Source organism: Alicyclobacillus shizuokensis NBRC 103103, from assembly GCF_001552255.1.
GTDB classification, from domain to species: domain Bacteria; phylum Bacillota; class Bacilli; order Alicyclobacillales; family Alicyclobacillaceae; genus Alicyclobacillus_G; species Alicyclobacillus_G shizuokensis.
The window spans coordinates 62,130-78,723 of record NZ_BCQV01000018.1; the positions used below are offsets into that span (position 1 = coordinate 62,130).

The 16,594-nt window shown below is 63.7% G+C and carries 16 protein-coding genes and 1 pseudogene; 15 read left to right on the forward strand and 2 right to left on the reverse strand.

Features of this window, described 5'->3' with window-relative positions:
* Nucleotides 1–29 precede the first annotated feature (29 nt).
* Nucleotides 30–254, forward strand: a complete 225-nt coding sequence (locus tag ASH01S_RS08445; protein ID WP_245628992.1) for a hypothetical protein — start codon at nucleotides 30–32, stop codon at nucleotides 252–254.
* 175 nt (nucleotides 255–429) lie between these two features.
* Nucleotides 430–615, forward strand: a complete 186-nt coding sequence (locus ASH01S_RS08450; RefSeq protein WP_067926435.1) for a DUF2759 family protein — start codon at nucleotides 430–432, stop codon at nucleotides 613–615.
* 43 nt (nucleotides 616–658) lie between these two features.
* Here ASH01S_RS08450 and cmpA read toward each other — a convergent pair whose 3' ends face one another.
* Both cmpA and ASH01S_RS08455 read right to left on the reverse strand, forming a co-directional pair.
* The gene (gene cmpA / locus ASH01S_RS18495; RefSeq protein ID WP_306302858.1) at nucleotides 659–799 is read right to left on the reverse strand and encodes a cortex morphogenetic protein CmpA; all 141 of its coding nucleotides are present in this window, start codon (nucleotides 797–799) and stop codon (nucleotides 659–661) included.
* Nucleotides 800–866: 67 nt separating this feature from the next.
* Entirely contained in the window at nucleotides 867–1,349 is a 483-nt protein-coding gene (locus ASH01S_RS08455; protein WP_067926437.1) for a ComE operon protein 2, read from the reverse strand.
* A gap of 327 nt (nucleotides 1,350–1,676) precedes the next feature.
* Here ASH01S_RS08455 and spoIIE point away from each other — a divergent pair, with 327 nt between their 5' ends.
* The 13 genes and pseudogenes from spoIIE to lysS form a co-directional block, all read left to right on the forward strand.
* Nucleotides 1,677–4,127 (forward strand): stage II sporulation protein E, encoded by a 2,451-nt coding sequence (spoIIE, locus tag ASH01S_RS08460; protein WP_083516955.1) that lies wholly within the window; start codon nucleotides 1,677–1,679, stop codon nucleotides 4,125–4,127.
* Nucleotides 4,128–4,245: 118 nt separating this feature from the next.
* Nucleotides 4,246–4,986, forward strand: a complete 741-nt coding sequence (locus ASH01S_RS08465; protein WP_245628993.1) for a vWA domain-containing protein — start codon at nucleotides 4,246–4,248, stop codon at nucleotides 4,984–4,986.
* A 6-nt stretch (nucleotides 4,987–4,992) separates the two neighbouring features.
* Nucleotides 4,993–6,036 (forward strand): protein kinase domain-containing protein, encoded by a 1,044-nt coding sequence (locus ASH01S_RS08470; protein ID WP_067926443.1) that lies wholly within the window; start codon nucleotides 4,993–4,995, stop codon nucleotides 6,034–6,036.
* Nucleotides 6,037–6,114: 78 nt separating this feature from the next.
* Complete coding sequence (tilS, locus tag ASH01S_RS08475) at nucleotides 6,115–7,581, forward strand: tRNA lysidine(34) synthetase TilS (RefSeq protein WP_067926446.1); 1,467 nt, start codon at nucleotides 6,115–6,117, stop codon at nucleotides 7,579–7,581.
* A 19-nt stretch (nucleotides 7,582–7,600) separates the two neighbouring features.
* A complete protein-coding gene (gene hpt / locus ASH01S_RS08480) occupies nucleotides 7,601–8,140 on the forward strand; it encodes a hypoxanthine phosphoribosyltransferase (protein WP_067926449.1) in 540 nt (179 codons plus the stop codon).
* Nucleotides 8,141–8,288: 148 nt separating this feature from the next.
* On the forward strand, nucleotides 8,289–10,169 hold the full coding sequence (gene ftsH, locus ASH01S_RS08485) for an ATP-dependent zinc metalloprotease FtsH (protein WP_067926451.1): 1,881 nt from the start codon (nucleotides 8,289–8,291) through the stop codon (nucleotides 10,167–10,169).
* A 212-nt stretch (nucleotides 10,170–10,381) separates the two neighbouring features.
* Nucleotides 10,382–11,455 carry an HD-GYP domain-containing protein gene (locus ASH01S_RS08490; RefSeq protein WP_245628996.1) on the forward strand — a complete coding sequence of 358 codons (1,074 nt, stop codon included), beginning with the start codon at nucleotides 10,382–10,384 and terminating at the stop codon, nucleotides 11,453–11,455.
* A gap of 46 nt (nucleotides 11,456–11,501) precedes the next feature.
* Nucleotides 11,502–12,440 carry an Hsp33 family molecular chaperone HslO gene (gene hslO / locus ASH01S_RS08495; RefSeq protein WP_067926497.1) on the forward strand — a complete coding sequence of 313 codons (939 nt, stop codon included), beginning with the start codon at nucleotides 11,502–11,504 and terminating at the stop codon, nucleotides 12,438–12,440.
* The gene (folP, locus tag ASH01S_RS08500; RefSeq protein ID WP_067926457.1) at nucleotides 12,437–13,264 is read left to right on the forward strand and encodes a dihydropteroate synthase; all 828 of its coding nucleotides are present in this window, start codon (nucleotides 12,437–12,439) and stop codon (nucleotides 13,262–13,264) included. The genes hslO and folP overlap by 4 nt, the downstream gene beginning before the upstream one ends.
* A gap of 8 nt (nucleotides 13,265–13,272) precedes the next feature.
* On the forward strand, nucleotides 13,273–13,812 hold the full coding sequence (gene folK, locus ASH01S_RS08505) for a 2-amino-4-hydroxy-6-hydroxymethyldihydropteridine diphosphokinase (protein WP_067926460.1): 540 nt from the start codon (nucleotides 13,273–13,275) through the stop codon (nucleotides 13,810–13,812).
* Complete coding sequence (locus tag ASH01S_RS17905) at nucleotides 13,748–13,957, forward strand: helix-turn-helix transcriptional regulator (protein ID WP_083516957.1); 210 nt, start codon at nucleotides 13,748–13,750, stop codon at nucleotides 13,955–13,957. Before folK ends, ASH01S_RS17905 begins: the two co-directional genes overlap by 65 nt.
* A gap of 284 nt (nucleotides 13,958–14,241) precedes the next feature.
* A complete protein-coding gene (gene greA / locus ASH01S_RS08510; RefSeq protein WP_026962288.1) occupies nucleotides 14,242–14,718 on the forward strand; it encodes a transcription elongation factor GreA in 477 nt (158 codons plus the stop codon).
* A 142-nt stretch (nucleotides 14,719–14,860) separates the two neighbouring features.
* Nucleotides 14,861–16,333, forward strand: a pseudogene (gene lysS / locus ASH01S_RS08515) (lysine--tRNA ligase); the annotation flags it as partial.
* Nucleotides 16,334–16,594: the final 261 nt, after the last annotated feature.

Genomic DNA, 16,594 nt, shown 5'->3' on the forward strand with positions numbered 1-16,594 from the left:
TCCACAACACCCCGGAAAGGATGGGAGCCGTGTCAGACCAGGAGCGCATGACCCTAGAGGCGGGGGATGAGACCGCGTATCTGGAGTACGAGCTGTCGGACGGGCGGCGGGTGATGTTGGCGTTTCCCAACATCAACGACCGGGACGGTTGCCATATCTCGCTGGACATGTACAAAGTGCAATTGGGCCCGATCACTGATGAGGTGCTGCAGCGCATCCTCGGGAAGTTTCACGGCCGCATGCTCAACGCATGACCGCGTCGCCGCTCCCATGCATCAATCGGTGCGGACCGGCTGTGGCTCGGCAGCAGCGTGAGCCAAGCAGTCGCGCGACGGTGGCGTACCTTTGACGGAATCGACAGACTTATGCTACTTTCAGTATGGGTAATCTGTGCGGTGACGTCGTGATGCGACAGGAGGGAGCGCGTGCATGGACAATGGAACCTACCTGCACCCGTGGCTCATTGCGATTTTTTTGTGCCTGTTCGCTTTGCTGTCGCTCCTCGGCATGATTCGTCTGCTCCGGGAGCGCCGCTTCTTCGGCACGTTTCTGCTCATGCTTTCCACTATCATCTTCGGCTACAGCACGTGGATAGCCGCCACCCTCAAGGTCTGATTCCATCCACGCGGGGTCAGAAGGGGCCCGGTTGGGCCCTTTCTCACGGTTTCATGGTCCGGTATCGAAAAAACGCCTGGTTGAGCATGCGGACGGCTTTCACGTCGCGATTCTTGAACGCTCTACGCAATTGGCTGCACAGCCATTCGGGCACCGCCTTCACCCCCGGTCGACGCGCCGTCATGGAGCCTTTTTGTATCCTATGCGGCACCAGACCTGGGCGGTGCCTGGGCGAGCCGGGGCTGCTCGTTTCAGCCCAGCGGGCTTTGTGACAGGAGCCGCTCCAGCCGGCTCTGAATCTGGCGCACCGGGATGTTGGCGTACGCCAACAGATGCGCCGCGTACTCGTCGGGACGGTATTCCGTCTCATAGAACACGCGCGCAATCCCGGCCTGAATGATGCTCTTGGTGCAGGCCAGGCACGGCCGGTGCGTCACGTACAAGTCAGCCCCCGCACACTCGATGCCAAACCGGGCGCACTGCAAAATCGCGTTCTGCTCGGCGTGAATGGCCCGCACGCAGTGCCCGTCCACCACTTTGCAGCCGACGTCGGTGCAGTGCATATCGCCGCTGATGGAGCCGTTGTACCCACTCGCGATGATGCGTTTGTCCCGGACAATGACGCATCCCACGGCCAGCCGCGGGCACGTCGAGCGCATCGCCATCACGCGGCTCTGCGACATAAAAAACTCGTCCCAGGATAAACGTGTCGATTGCAAGCTCGACTCGGTCATCAAAATTCCTCCCTGCTTCGATTCGTCCGACCCTATGCCAACGTCCCGCTGCCCGCGCGGGCGGCCGGTTGCTGCACCCATTGTAGCGAAAACCTCTCCATCCTGCCCCTCTTCGGCCCCTTCCGGGCGGCGGTCTCCACAGCGAGGCCGACCGGTGCGGCTTTGCACCCCTAGTGTCGAAACCGGAGAAAGCTGTCGCAATTTTTTATGAACTACTCCCTTTGCTTTGACAAATTGCTCGCTCGCGCGTCCGTATAATGACCCTACCAACCGAATGCGCGGTGGGGGCGCCGACGGGTTCCCCGCCACACGGAGGAGGAGTACGGAATGTCGCACCAGTTTGTCAGTGCAGCAGGAAGGCCGACAGTCAGGCCGGCCAAGGATGGATGGCGTCCGCTGGTCCTGCGCTTGGTGGAAGCCACCCTGCTCACCGGCTTGGCCCTCTTGTTGGGGCGGGCGTCCATCGGCCACGCCGTGTATCCGTTCGGGCTGGCGCTTTACGTCGTCGCCAGCGAGGTCCTGGGCACCCGGCGCAGCCTGCCGGCCTACGCCGCGATAGCGGGAGCCTATTTGGGCGCCGGCCTCAACAACGCTCTGCTCGTATTCGTCACTTACCTCGTCTACCGTCTCCTGCGCAAGGCCCTGTACGCCCGTCGCCAGTCCGACTTGCATTGGCTCCCGTTTATCGCCGGTTTCGTCGACACCGCCGTGCGCCTGGCCGCCACCGGCGGTGTGTGGAGCCGATACGACGTGTTCCTCGCCTTCGCTGAAGGAGCGCTGGTGGTCATCCTCTCCCTCATCTTTCTCCAGTCGCTGCCCGTCCTCTGGTCTCACGCGGGATCGGGCAGCCACAAACTGCGTCAGGACCAGGTGGTCAGCCTGGCGATTCTGGTTGGTTCCGTCATCACCGGCATGAGCGGCATCAGCCTGGGCGGCATCAGCCTGGTCAGCGTCGCCGTCGATTGGGTGGTGCTCACCCTGGCCGCGGCCGGCGGAATTGGGCTGGGGCCCGCCGCAGCGGTGGTGGTCGGCGTGCTCGCCATGCTGGATCACGCCCAGACCCTGGCCCAGGTCGCGGTTCTTGCCTTTGCCGGACTCCTGGCCGGCACTTTGAGGGGCGCCGGTCGCGTCTGGGGAGCCGTCGCCTTTGTCGGCAGCGTCAGTCTGCTCAGCCTCACCTTCGCAGACCGGCCGTCCACGTTTCTGGCCGCTGTGGCGACGGCGGGTGTGGCCGCTGTGCTGCACCTGCTTTCACCCGCCGGCTTGCGCAGGCGGATTGCCAGCTATGTGCCGGGCACGGCCGAGCACCAAAGGTCGGAGCAGGCCCACGTCCGCCGCGTGCGCGCGCTGCTGTCAGAAAAGATGAACACCGTCGGCCAGGTGTTTGACGAGCTTTCCGTCACCTTCGCCGATCCAGGCGGCAGCGAATACGTCTCGGCCCGCCAGCTGCTCGACGAGGCGGTCGGTCGGGCGGCCAAGTCGGTGTGCAGCGGCTGCCCGCGCCGCGCCAAGTGTTGGGAACAGGAGGGGTATCAGACCTACCAGGCGATTATCCGCACCGTCGCCAAGCTCGAAGCCGCTCGCGGGCCCGGCACCATTCCGCCCGAAGAGCTGCGCCAACGCTGCATCCGCCTCGACTCGATGATGGGGGTGCTGCGCTACAACGTGGAGTTGATTGACCGCGACGCCAAGTGGCTGGCCAAGCTGCACGACCAGTCGCGCCTGGTCTCCGCCCAGATGGCCGGGGTGGCCGCCGTCGTTCGCCAGATGGCGGAGCGGATGGAGACGGAGAACGAGACGTCGCTGGGTGGCGAGGAACGCATCATGGCGGCGCTTGAGCAGCTGGGTCTGTACGTGAATCACGTCCATATCGTCAGCCTCGAGTCGGGCAAGGTGGAAATCGAGGTCACGCAGCCCTCCCAGGGCGCCTACGAAAACTCGGTGCGCATGATTGCGCCGCTGTTGTCGGGCATTCTGGGCGAACACATCGCCGTGAGTGAGGTGAGATCCGATGGATCTGGCCCGTGCACGGCCGTGTTCACCTCCGCCCGCATGTACAACGTCCGCACCGCCGTCGCCGCCGCGCCCCGGGACGGACGGCTTGTCTCGGGGGACACGTACACAGCGCTCGACCTGGGCAACGGGCGCTTCGCCATCGTGGTCAGCGACGGCATGGGCAACGGCGAACGGGCACGGCGGGAATCCCGCGATGCCACCGAGCTGCTGAAAAAACTGCTCAAGGCCGGGTTTGACGAGCAGATGGCCATCAAGACGGTCAACTCGACCTTGCTCTTGCGGTCGCGCGAGGAGATGTTCACGACGCTCGACATGGCCTTGATAGACCTCTACTCGGCGCACGCCGAGTTCTTGAAGATTGGCTCCGCGCCCAGCTTTCTGCGCCGGGGCGGTGAGGTGCGGACCATCAGCGCGGCCAACGTGCCGATAGGCATCCTGCAGGACATCGACGTGCAGACGGTCGATGAACAGTTGTCCCCTGGAGACATCCTGATCTTCGTCTCCGACGGCGTCTATGACGCCGCACAGAATCTCTACGACAAGGAGGACTGGTTGAAAAGGCAGATTGAGCACCTGCAAACGGACGATCCCCAAGCCATCGCGGACACTCTGCTGGAGGCGGCGGTGCGTGTCAACCACGGGCAGATCCTCGACGACATGACGGTTCTGGTGGCCGTGTTGGAGCCGCACGAGCCGGAATGGGCGACGATTCCGGCCCAGGGGGTGGTGAGTCTGGGCGAACTGCGCCGACGCGGGGCTTAGACAAGACGAGCCGCAGGTGTCGGGCTGCGGTTGCAGGGTTCGCCGGTGGAATGACTCTCGCCAAGTTCGTCCATACTGCTAGAGTCGGCATGCATGAGAACGTATGGAGGTGCGAGAGTTGGCAGAGACGCAAGCGACGCTCAAACAGATCCTGGTCATTACCGACGGCTGTTCCAACGTCGGCGAAGACCCGGTGGCCGCGGCGGAACGGGCGCGCCGGCAGGGGATTGCCATCAACGTCATCGGTGTCGTGGATCAAGGAGACATGGGCCGTCAGGGGCGTGAGGAGGCGATGTCCATCGCCGACGCCGGTGGCGGCCTGTGCCGCATTGTCGAGCCGCAGGAGCTGTCGGCCACAGCGCAGATGCTTACCCACCAGACGGTGCAGATGACGCTGCAGCAGGCGGTCAACCAGGAGCTGATGCAGGCGCTCGGCAAGACCGTAGAGGATTTGCCGCCGAGCGAGCGGATCAAGGTGGCGCGCGTGATGGAGACCATGGAGGAGGAATCCTGCCTGGTGTTGGTCGTCGCGGTGGACACCAGCGCCAGCATGCGCGAGAAGATGCCGACCGTCCAGGAGGCCATACGGGACCTCAGCCTGTCCCTGCAGGCGCGCAAAGGGCCGTCTCAGGTGGCGGTGACCGTGTTCCCCGGGTCGGCCACCGAGATGGTGCGCACGGTACAGCCGTTTGCGGACGGAGTGGACACGGACAAACTGGAGACGATGCTGGTGGCGCGCGGCGGCACGCCGACCGGGCCGGCCATTGCCTACGCGACGGATCTCCTGGCCTCGTGGCGGGGGGATGGCCGAGGACCGGGAGCCAGCGCTTGGCCGGAAGAGCCGGCGGCCGGAGCGTGACGCGGCTTGACACTGAGTCCGGGCACGGCGGTTGTCGGCAGGTGGACGCAGCGCCGGATTGCCGTCGAGCGGGTGCTCGGAGAGGGCGCCAACGGACGCGTCTACCTGGTGCGCACCGACGGCAGGGGGCAGGCCGCAATGAAGGTCTGCCCCTCCTCGCAAGACATCGCGCTGGAGTGGGCGGTTCTGGAACAGATGCGCGGAGGTGCTTTCCCGCGCGGGTTTTTTATCGACGACGCTGCGGGTGTGCCTGCGTGCTTTTTCTATGTGATGGAGTGGGTTCCCGGCCAGCCCCTCAGTCGCTGCGCCAGCCGGCTGAGGGGGCGCGACTGGGACGAGTTGGTGCTGCAGCTGCTGCGCGGGTTGGCCGGTCTGCACCAAGGCGGGCACGCGTATTGCGACGTCAAGCCGCAAAACATCCTGATTGAGCGCGGATCATCGTTGACCGCGCGGTTTGTCGACGTCGGCGGCGTCACCCCTTTTGGTCGATCCGTCCGGCAATTCACGCCCACCTATGATCGCGCCTTCTGGGGGTTTGGCGACCGTCGAGCCGATGCCCAGTACGACCTGTTCGCGCTGGCGTTGATGATCTGGTTTGCCTGGACGGGCGGTCCCCCGGCGAAGGTTCAGGCGAGTCCTCTGGCCGCCCGCCGCCGTTATCTGGAGAAGGAGCTGGCGCACATGCATCGCTCGGCCAAAGGCCGAGTGCTGGCGGAGGCCGTGCGCGGGGGATGGGCGAGCGCCCGCGCCTTCGCAAACGCCTGGCAGACGGCTTGGCCGGGGAGTGTCCCTCACGGCGCGAGGCGGTACGGAGCGGGGTCAGGGATGGCCGCCGCAGGGGCAGGATGGCATGCTGTCCGGCCGCCCGGGGCAGGTGCGGGCGGAGCGGCCCCTGCCCGGGCGGCTCACGCGGGGACGGCGGGCGCTGGCACGCAGACGAGACCCACGGCCAGGCGCATGGATTGGAGCGAGCGGTTGATGTGGGGGTCCATCACCCTGGCCGTCGCGGTAACGGCGGCGGCTTGGGTCTCCTACCATCCGTGGGCGTGACCCATCCGGCCATTGGTCTGCTGAACAGGCTCTGGTATGATAGGCAGCAAGAAAGGCGGGCAGGAGGCGTCATCACGCATGGGCAGCGACTATCGGGAGCGGCTGGAACGGGAGCTGGCCGGCTGGCTTGAAGGCGGACAAGGGCTCGTGGTGGCGGCCGTTTCGGGCGGAGTCGATTCGATGGTGCTGCTCGACGGGTTGCGCCAGGCCGCCGCCAGGGTGGGCCGGCCGGTACTGGCGGTGCACATCCACCACGGGCTGCGAGCCGCGGCCGATGCAGACCTGGAGCTGGTGCAACGCACGTGCGCGGACTGGGGCGTGGCGTGCCGAGTGCGTCGCGTAGAGGTCGGACAGACCCCGAAGGAGGAGAACCGGGGCGTCGAGGCCAACGCCCGCCGCCTCCGCTACCAGGCGCTGGCCGCCGTGGCCAGAGAGGTCGGAGCGCGCCAGGTGTTCCTCGCTCATCACGCGGATGACCAGTTGGAGACCATCCTTTGGCGTCTGTTGCGCGGAACGTCGCTCACCGGCATCGGCGGCATGAGGGCGCGCAGCGTGCGCGAGGGGATGGAATGGCTGCGGCCTCTCCTAAAGTTTGAGAAGGCCTGGCTGTACGAATACGCGGCGGTGGAGAAGGTACCCTTTCGGGAAGACGAGAGCAATCAATCAACCGAGTACACGCGCAACTACCTGCGCCACCAGGTGCTGCCCCGGCTGCGCGACGTGGAGCCGAAGGCGGCGCAGATGGCCGTCCGCTTTGCCGAGGTGGTGCAGGAAGAGGACGCGTGGCTGGAGGAGCAGGCGTGGGCCGGCTTGCGCCGGTGCGTCCGGATGGAGCCAGGCCAGGCGGTCGTCGACCTGTCCCGATTTTTGACGGTGGCTCGTCCTTTACAGCGTCGGATCGTTAAAATACTATTGTATTGTTTGGCATCCGGCGACTGGACGCTGAGCCATATCGCGGCGGTGCTGAACCTGGCTGCGGCCGCGCGGCCGTCTGGCCGCGTAACCTTGAGCATGGGCTTAACCGCTTGGCGGGAGTACGACCGGCTGTACGTCGGCCTGGCGGCCCGTGAACACAGCGACGAGGACCCGTTGGAGCCGCCGGTCGCGCAAACCTGGCGGCTGTTTGACGGGGCGCGCTGGGAGCATCGCGGTGCCGGCTGCGCGTGGCGGTTTGTCTGCCGCGCCTGGACACCCGCGCTCGGGCTGAAGACGTCGAGTGCTTGGGAAACCCGCCTGCCGCCGTTGCCCCAGGTGACCGTGCGGACGGCTCGCCCGGGAGATAGGGCGCGCTTGTTGGGCCGCTCGGGCAGCCGCAAACTGCAGGACGTGTTTGTGGACAGCAAGGTGCCGCGTCGACTGCGCGGCGTGTGGCCGGTGGTGTGCGTCGAGGACGAAATCGTCTGGGTGCCTGGGTTGATGCGGGCGGGATGCAGCCTGCTTGAGCCGGGCCAGGCGGTGGGTTGGGCCGTCACTTGTGTGGGGCCTCACCATGCCTGCCCTCGCGAGCGTCCGGCCGCGTCGGACCGTCCGTTGACCGGAAAGTGAACGTCACAGGGAGGACATCATGCATCCAGATTTGGAAACCGTTTTATTTACGGAACAGCAGATTGCGGACAAGGTGGCCGAAATGGGTCGCCAGATCAGTGTAGATTATAAGGAGAAAAACCCGCTGATGATCTGTGTGCTCAAAGGTGCGGTGCTGTTCATGTCGGACCTGGTCAAGCGGGTGGAAATTCCGTTGGAGATGGACTTCATGGCTATTTCCAGCTACGGCGCCTCCTCCAAATCCTCAGGTGTGGTGCGGATCTTGAAAGACCTGGAGCGGTCAATCGAGGACCGGCATGTGGTGATTGTCGAGGACATCGTAGACACCGGCTTGACCCTCAAATACCTGCGGGAACACCTGTTGCACCGCCGCGCCGCGTCCGTGAAGGTAGCGGCGCTGTTTGACAAGCCGGAGGGGCGGGCGGTCGATATTGCTCCGGACTATTGTGGGTTTACCGTACCCAACCAGTTCATTGTCGGATATGGGCTGGATTATGCGGAACGGTACCGCAACTTGCCGTATGTGGGTGTGCTCAAGCCCGAGGTGTATCAGAAATAGCCGGGTGCCCGAGTTTGTGGGGTTTGCGCTTGCGGGCACAGACTGTCACACTCCTTTCATCGTATGCCTGGTTGATGCCTGGGCGGACGCTGTTCCTGTGATTTTGCGTATGATACAATAGTTCCGCCAGACCGGGAGGAGGCAAGGCATGAACAGGTTTTACCGAAATATTGTCTTATACGTATTAATCCTGTTACTCGTCGTGGCGGTCGTCAACTGGCTGACGAGTTCGGGTCATACCCGCTCGGATCTCTCATACAGCCAGTTCGTCACAGAGGTCAGGCAGGGGGATGTCAAACGAGATCCAGGCGTCTTGATAACGCCGGAAGGCCTGACGGCCAGCATCGACGGCGAACTAACGGATGGCAAAAAGTTTTCTACGCGAGTCCTCCTCAACCATGATGTGACTCAGTTTCTTGAGGACAACAAGGTTCAGATGACGGTGGCCCCGCAACCGCGCGGCTCAATTTGGATGCAAGTCCTCGAATCGGTCCTGCCGTTCATCTTCCTGTTCATCCTTATGTTCATCCTGTTCAACCAGGCTCAGGGCGGCGGCAGCCGGGTGATGAACTTCGGCAAGAGCCGAGCCCGTCTCTATACGGAAGAAAAGCGCAAGGTGACGTTCCGCGACGTCGCAGGTGCCGATGAAGAAAAGGCGGAACTGGTGGAAATTGTGGAGTTTCTGCGCGACCCCAAGCGGTTCTCGGCGCTGGGCGCGCGCATCCCCAAGGGTGTTTTGCTGGTCGGACCTCCCGGTACCGGTAAGACGCTGTTGGCGCGCGCTGTGGCGGGGGAAGCGGGTGTCCCGTTTTTCAGCATCAGCGGTTCCGACTTCGTCGAGATGTTTGTCGGCGTGGGCGCTTCCCGCGTTCGCGACCTGTTTGAGCAGGCGAAGAAGAATGCTCCGTGCATCATCTTCATCGACGAGATTGACGCTGTCGGGCGCCACCGCGGCGCAGGCTTGGGCGGAGGGCACGATGAACGGGAGCAGACGCTCAACCAGTTGCTGGTGGAAATGGACGGGTTTTCGTCGAACGAAGGCATCATCATCATCGCCGCCACCAACCGCCCGGATATCCTAGATCCGGCCCTGCTCCGCCCAGGCCGGTTCGACCGCCAGATCATCGTCAACCGTCCGGACGTGAAGGGCCGTGAGGATATCCTGCGCGTGCACGCGCGCAACAAGCCGCTCAGCTCGGAGGTCAAGCTGGATGTGATAGCCAAGCGGACGCCCGGTTTCACCGGCGCCGACTTGGAGAACGTGCTGAACGAGGCGGCGCTGCTGGCGGCCCGCAAAAGGGAGTCGCAAATCACACAGGACGATGTCGATGAGGCCATCGACCGCGTCATGGCGGGGCCGGAGAAGCGCAGCCGGGTGATGACCGAGCACGAGCGGAAGCTGGTGGCCTACCATGAATCGGGCCACGCCGTAATCGGCTATTTTGTGCAGAATGCGGAGACGGTGCACAAGGTCACCATCATCCCGCGCGGCATGGCCGGTGGCTACACCGTGACACTGCCGAAGGAAGACCGCTACTTCATGACGCGGCAGGAAATGCTGGATCGCATCTGCGGTCTGCTGGGCGGGCGCGTGGCGGAGGAGATTGTGTTTGGCGAAATCAGCACCGGCGCGTCCAACGACCTTGAGCGCGTGACTGAGATTGCCCGTCAGATGGTCACGCAGTACGGAATGAGTGACCGTCTTGGGCTGATGCAGTACGGCAGTCGCCAAGGGCAGGTATTCCTCGGCAAGGACCTCTCGACCGAGCAAAATTACAGTGACCAGGTCGCCTACGAGATCGACCAGGAGATGAAGTCGATTGTCGAATCCTGCCACGAGCGCACGCGGGACATCCTGACGCAGCAGCGGGATCGGCTGGAGGCGCTGGCTCAGCTCTTGCTGGAGAAGGAGACGGTGGATGAACAAGAGATCCGTGACCTGATGGAGGGCGGCCCCAGCGGCCCGCATGGTGATGCGGCCGGCCAAGACCAGCAACCCGAGGCGCGCGACGACAGCGGCCGCGATTGATGTTGACCTGTCGTTTCGTGGTCTGTCGCCCACAGCAGCGGAGTGGTCGGCTGCAGTCCGCGTGGCGTCTTGGCTGGCGGATGTGGCGGAGGAATGAGTCGGATAGCGAGCCCTCGGGTGCAGACTCGGGGGCTCGTTTGCACCATGGGCAAGGTAGCCGGTGCAGCCGGGAGCAAGGCATGGCACGAGAGGGGAGACAGGGATTGCGCTGGGTGGCGGTGAAAGATCTGAGGGAAGACTGCGTCCTGGCGCAGGATGTTCTGGACGAGCGAGGGCGGGTGCTGCTGGCCCGCGGCGTGCGGCTCACCGAAGGTTTCGTTCAGCGGCTGGTGCGCATGGGCGTGCCGGCGGTGTGCATTGAGGATGAGCGGTTTGACGATGTGGCCGTCGATGAGGTGGTCGATGCGGCCACGAGAGGGCGTTTGCTTGGCGCCACGCATGCCGCGCTGATGGAGCTGGCCGGGGCGTCCACCTCTCGGCGGGCAGGGGCGTCGGCGGTCCGGGGCCGCCTGCGGCCGCTGGTGGATGAGGTGGTCGATTGTCTGGAGAGCGCAGAGCATGCGGGGCGACACCTGTCCAGCGTGTACCTGACCGACGGGGAACTGTTTCACCACTCCGTGAATGTCACGCTCTTCGCGCTGGCGGTGGGGCTGCGCCTGGGCTTGCCACGTGAGGAATTGGTGGCGTTGGGCATCGGCACCCTGCTGCATGACGTGGGCAAGCTGCGCATTCCCGCGCGCATCCTGAAAAAGCCGGGCCGGCTGACCCGCGACGAGTTTGAAGTGGTCAAGCTGCACACCAGTTACGGCTATGAACTGCTGGGGCAGCAGTCGGACTTGCGGGAAACCAGCCGGCTGATTGCTTTGGAGCATCACGAGCGGGTGGACGGATCGGGCTACCCGCGAGGATTGAAGGAAGATGAGATCCACCTGTTTGGCCGCATCGTCGGTGTGGCGGACGTGTACGAAGCGTTGACCGCCCACCGCGTCTATCGGCGCGGCTATCTGCCGCACAAAGCCTACGAGATGATTCTCGGGGGTGGCGGCACACAGTTCGATGTGCGGGTGGTGGAAGCGTTTGTCGAGACCATCGCCGTCTATCGGGTGGGGGCGAGTGTGCGTTTGTCGAATGGGGAGTGGGCCGTGGTGATAAAAAGTCCGCCCCGGCGCACACAGAGGCCGGTGGTACGGGTGTTTGCGGACGCGGATGGCCTGCCGGTAGCGGAACCCTATGAACTGGACCTGATGGAGCACCCGACCATCGAAATTGTGGAATGCGCGACTTGACGCCCTGTGCGCAGGCGCAGAGCGGAGGACAAATGGGGTGGAACGGATGAGCGATCTGCGAGACACCGCCGTGCGCGGTTTGGCCCGCGACGGGCGGGTGCGGCTCTTGGCCTGCGTGACGACACAGTTGGTGAATGAACTGCAGCGCCGGCATGAAACCTGGCCGGTGGCCACCGCTGCTTTGGGGCGCACCGCCTCTGTCGCTGCGATGATGGCGACAGACCTGAAGGGGGAAGAGCGGTTGACCGTGCAGGTTAAAGGAGACGGACCGCTGGGCGCAATCGTCGTCGATGCGGATTCCGCCGGCCACGTGCGTGGTTACGTGCAGCACCCGCAGGTGCACTTGCCGGCCAATGCTGTCGGCAAGCTCGATGTCGGCGGTGCGGTCGGCCGTGGCATGCTGTATGTCCTGCGCGACATGGGTTTGCGGGAAGTGTACCGGGGCGGCGTGGAGTTGAGGAGCGGGGAGATTGGCGACGATTTCGCCTATTATTTTGCCGCTTCCGAGCAGACGCCTTCGTCCGTGGGAGTCGGCGTGTTGGTGGATACGGACAATACGGTCATCTGCGCGGGCGGGTTCATTGTCCAACTGTTGCCGGGGCATACGTTGGAGGACATCGACTGGGTGGAATCCCGCGTGCGCTCCCTGGCCAGTGTGACGGATCTCCTGAAGGAGGGCGCCGGCGCCCGCGATCTGGCGAAAATCGTACTGCCCGGCACCGAGGTGTTGGATGAGCGCCCGCTTCGTTTTCGTTGCACCTGCTCGCGCCAGCGCTTGCGCGGCATTCTGCAGAGCATGGGCCAGGAGGAATTGTGGGACATGATAGACAGCCAGGGCGGAGCAGAGGTGGTCTGCCACTTCTGCGCACAGGTGTACCGCTTCACCGCCGACGAGTTGGCCGCTATGGCAGAAGAGCTGGAATCGGGCCACGACTTGCTGCCACGGGAAGGCATGGTGCGGGACAATGGGAGGGATGAGCCATGACAGTCAGACTGGAAGTGGCCCCTGCGGGAGCTGCGGTGGTGGAGCGTCCGCGGGTGCAGGTGATGGGCATTGTCAACGTGACCCCCGACTCGTTTTCCGACGGCGGTCGCTACTATGAGGTGAAGCAGGCCCTGCAGCATGCCTACCGGCTGTTGGAGGCGGGGGCGGACATCCTCGACATTGGTGGCGAGAGCACGCGCCCCGGGCACACGCCGGTGGACGCGGACGAGGAATGGCGCCGGATTGAGCCAGTGCTGCGGGAATTGGCTCAGCGCACCGATGCGACGCTGTCGGTGGATACCTACAAGAGCGTGACCGCCCAGCGAGCCCTGGACGTGGGCGTACATATCATCAACGATGTGTGGGGCGGCTTGGCGGACGACAACATGCTGCCTACGGTGGCGGCGGCCGGGTGCACGTACATCTGGATGCACAATCGCCGGGAACCGGCAACGGCCGATCCGTTCGCGGCTCTGCTCACGGACACGGAGCGCGGGGTGGAGCGCTGCCTTGAGGCTGGTATTCGCCCGGAGAAGCTGTGGCTGGACCCTGGCATCGGTTTCGGAAAGACGTACGAACATAACCTCTCCGTGCTCAGGCGCCTGCCTGAGTACTGTCGGCTTGGTTACCCGGTGCTGCTGGGCACCAGCCGCAAGCGGTTCATCGGCAGAACCTTGGACAAGGATGTGGACGGCCGCCTCGTTGGTTCGCTGGCGACGGTCTCCTGGGGCGTGATGGCTGGAGTACGGGCGGTGCGCGTACACGACGTGGCTGAGACGGTGGAGACCTGCCGCATGCTCGAGGCCATCCTGGCAGCGGAGTGAGGCGGGCCATGGAACCGGTCAAGGCCTATATCGGACTGGGGTCCAACCTCGGTGATCGCGCGGGCACGCTTCTGCAGGCGACAGAGAGGTTGCAAAGGCTGGCCATTGGCCCCATGCGCGTTTCGGGGGTATACGAGACCCAACCTGTCGGCTACGTGGAACAACCGGACTTTCTCAACCTGGTCGTCGAGTTGCCCGTGGTCCTGCCGCCGCTCGAACTGCTGAGCCGGCTGCAGCGGATAGAGGCCGATTTTGGCCGTGTGCGGGACATTCGCTTTGGTCCACGCACGTTGGATCTGGATATTCTGCTGTACGGGGACGCGTACGTCTGCTTTTCCATGCTGCAGGTGCCGCACCCGCGCCTCTGGGAGCGGGCGTTCGCGTTGGTTCCGCTGGCCGAGTTGGTGCCTTCGCGTCGAGCCTTAGGGGGCGGGACGATAAGTCGTCGGGCAGAGAGATTGCGGCAAGAGGGGGGCGTGCGTCGTGTCGGAGACCTTCGCCAGGCGGCTGCGCGCGTATCGCAAGCTGAAATGCCTCACCCAGGTTGAGCTGGCACGGAGGGCGGGTGTCAGTCTGGCTGTCGTCGGCGGTTTGGAGCGGGGGACGCGTTCACCCACACCGGATGTCGTTTATCGCATCTGCCGCGTCCTCGAAGTCGATGCCCAAGAGCTGTGGTCCCGTGCGCTGTGCTGATGGGAGAAATAACAAATATGGAGATGAATGCGTTATCCGGCTTCGTTGACTTTCCTTCCGTGGCTCTCTATAATTTCGCCTAGACGCAATCTGGAAACGTGGTGAAACACTGCGGTGCGACGCCGAGACGGCTGGCGGTACGCCAGTCCGTGTGGACGACGGGCGCATCGTCAGTGTTTTCTACCATCTTGCTGGGGAATACCGTCGCTGCCGACGGGCATAGAGATGGGTATGCAAATAAGCCGTGGGTTTGAACAATGGCGGATTTTAAAGGAGAGACAAGTATGGCAGAAAAGGAAGTTCTGCTGACCCCCGAAGGGCTGCAGAAATTGGAGGAAGAACTGGAGCACCTGAAGACGGTCAAGCGCCGCGAGGTGGCTGAGCGGATCAAATTAGCCATCAGTTATGGAGATATTAGCGAAAATTCCGAGTACGAGGACGCGAAGAATGAACAGGCGTTCGTGGAGGGACGCATACTCACCCTGGAGAAGATGCTGCGCAACGCCCGCGTGATTCAGAACAACGAGGTCGACACCGACATTGTCAGCATCGGATCGACCGTGAAGCTAAAGGACCTCGAGTTTGACGAAGAAGTGGAATACACGATTGTTGGTTCGGCCGAGGCCGATCCGGCGCGCAACAAGATCTCCAACGAATCGCCGGTCGGCAAGGCGTTGCTCGGGAAGGCGGTCGGATCGGTCGTGGATGTGGCCGTCCCGTCTGGAACCATCCAGTTCCGCATCCTCGAGATCAAGCGCTGAGTGGCCTATCGCGCTGCTTCGACGGTTTGTCCATGCGCGTCGCAGGGCTTGTATGTATAATGAACAGGACTAGGAAAGGACAATGGGAGGCGAGACCAGGCGCAGCGTCGTCTGGTGCTCGCCTGTATTCGTGAGGTGAATCATGGAAGAACGCGATTTGTACCAGGCGCGCATCCACAAGCTGGAGGAGCTGCGGAAGCGAGGGGTGGATCCGTTCGGCGCGCGCTATGAGGTGACGCATCACGCGCAGGACATTTTGACGTGGGCTGGCGACAAGTCGAAAGAGGAGCTGGAGGCGGCTGGTCTGCGGGTGTCCATCGCCGGGCGGATGCTCGTCCGGCGCGGTCACGGCAAGGCCAGTTTCGCGGTGTTGCAGGACCGGACGGGGACGATTCAAATCTACGCCAAGATTGACGTTCTCGGTAAAGACGGCTACGAGGTCTTCCGCCTGCTCGACCTGGGCGACTTCATCGGCGTCGAGGGCCCTGTGTTCCGCACCAACCGCGGCGAGGTGACGGTGCTGGCGGAGCGGTTGACGGTGCTCGCCAAGGCGCTGCGGCCGCTGCCGGAGAAGTGGCACGGCCTCAAGGATGTGGAGACCCGCTATCGGCAGCGCTATCTGGATTTGGTGGTCAATCCGGAGACGCGCGAGACGTTCATCGCGCGCACGCGCATCATCCAGGCCATCCGCCGCTACCTGGACGAGCAGGGGTTTCTCGAGGTCGAGACGCCGACCCTGCACAGCATCGCCAGCGGGGCACATGCGCGCCCGTTTCTCACGCACCACAACGCGCTCGATATGACGCTGCACCTGCGGATTGCGCTGGAGCTGCATTTGAAGCGGCTGATTGTCGGCGGGTTGGAGCGCGTGTACGAAATCGGCCGCGTGTATCGCAACGAGGGCATTTCAACGCGCCACAACCCCGAATTCACGATGCTGGAGCTGTATCAGGCGTACGCCGATTTCCGCGACATGATGGATCTCACGGAGAACATGATCCGGCAGGCGGCGCTGGCGGTTCACAAACAACTGGTCATCCCCTACGGTGAGCATGAGATTGACCTGAACGGTCCGTGGCGGCGCGGGCACATGGTGGACCTCATCCGGGAACAGACCGGGGTGGACTTCTGGACTGTGCGCACGACCGCGGAGGCGCGCGCCCTGGCTGAGTCCCACGGCGTGGCCGTGCGGCCAGAAATGGAGTACGGCCACATCGTCAACGAGTTCTTCGAGCAGAAGGTGGAACACACCCTGATTCAGCCGACCTTCGTCTACGGCCACCCGGTGGAGATCTCCCCGCTGGCCAAGAAGAACGCTTCCGATCCACGCTTTGCGGACCGCTTTGAGCTGTTTGTGGTCGGGCGCGAGCACGCCAACGCCTTCAGCGAGCTGAACGATCCGCTCGACCAACGGGAACGCTTCCTGCAGCAGGCGAGGGAACGGGCGGCGGGCAACGATGAGGCTCTGCAGCTAGATGAGGACTTTTTGCTGGCGATGGAACACGGAATGCCGCCCACCGGCGGGCTTGGCGTCGGTGTGGACAGGCTGGTGATGCTGTTAACGAATCAGCCCTCAATTCGGGACGTCCTGTTGTTCCCGTTACAGCGGGAGCGAGCGGCGGTGACGGAGGCGAACGCCGGCCAGGGGGAAGATTCCGCCATTCGCGCCCACGCTGTGCCGCAGGATAAATGAGCTATCAGAGCCCTTCATGGCTCGGGGGGTGTGTCTGAGGGCGTGTGCAGAAAAGGGGCGTATGCGGCAAAGCGCGCGGGGAGACTTGACCCGCGCGCGCTTTGCTGGTGCACCCGGTCTTTTGGTCGGAACGCCCGCACACAGCACGCGGATACGACCGTGTACATCGAGCGGCTTACAGAT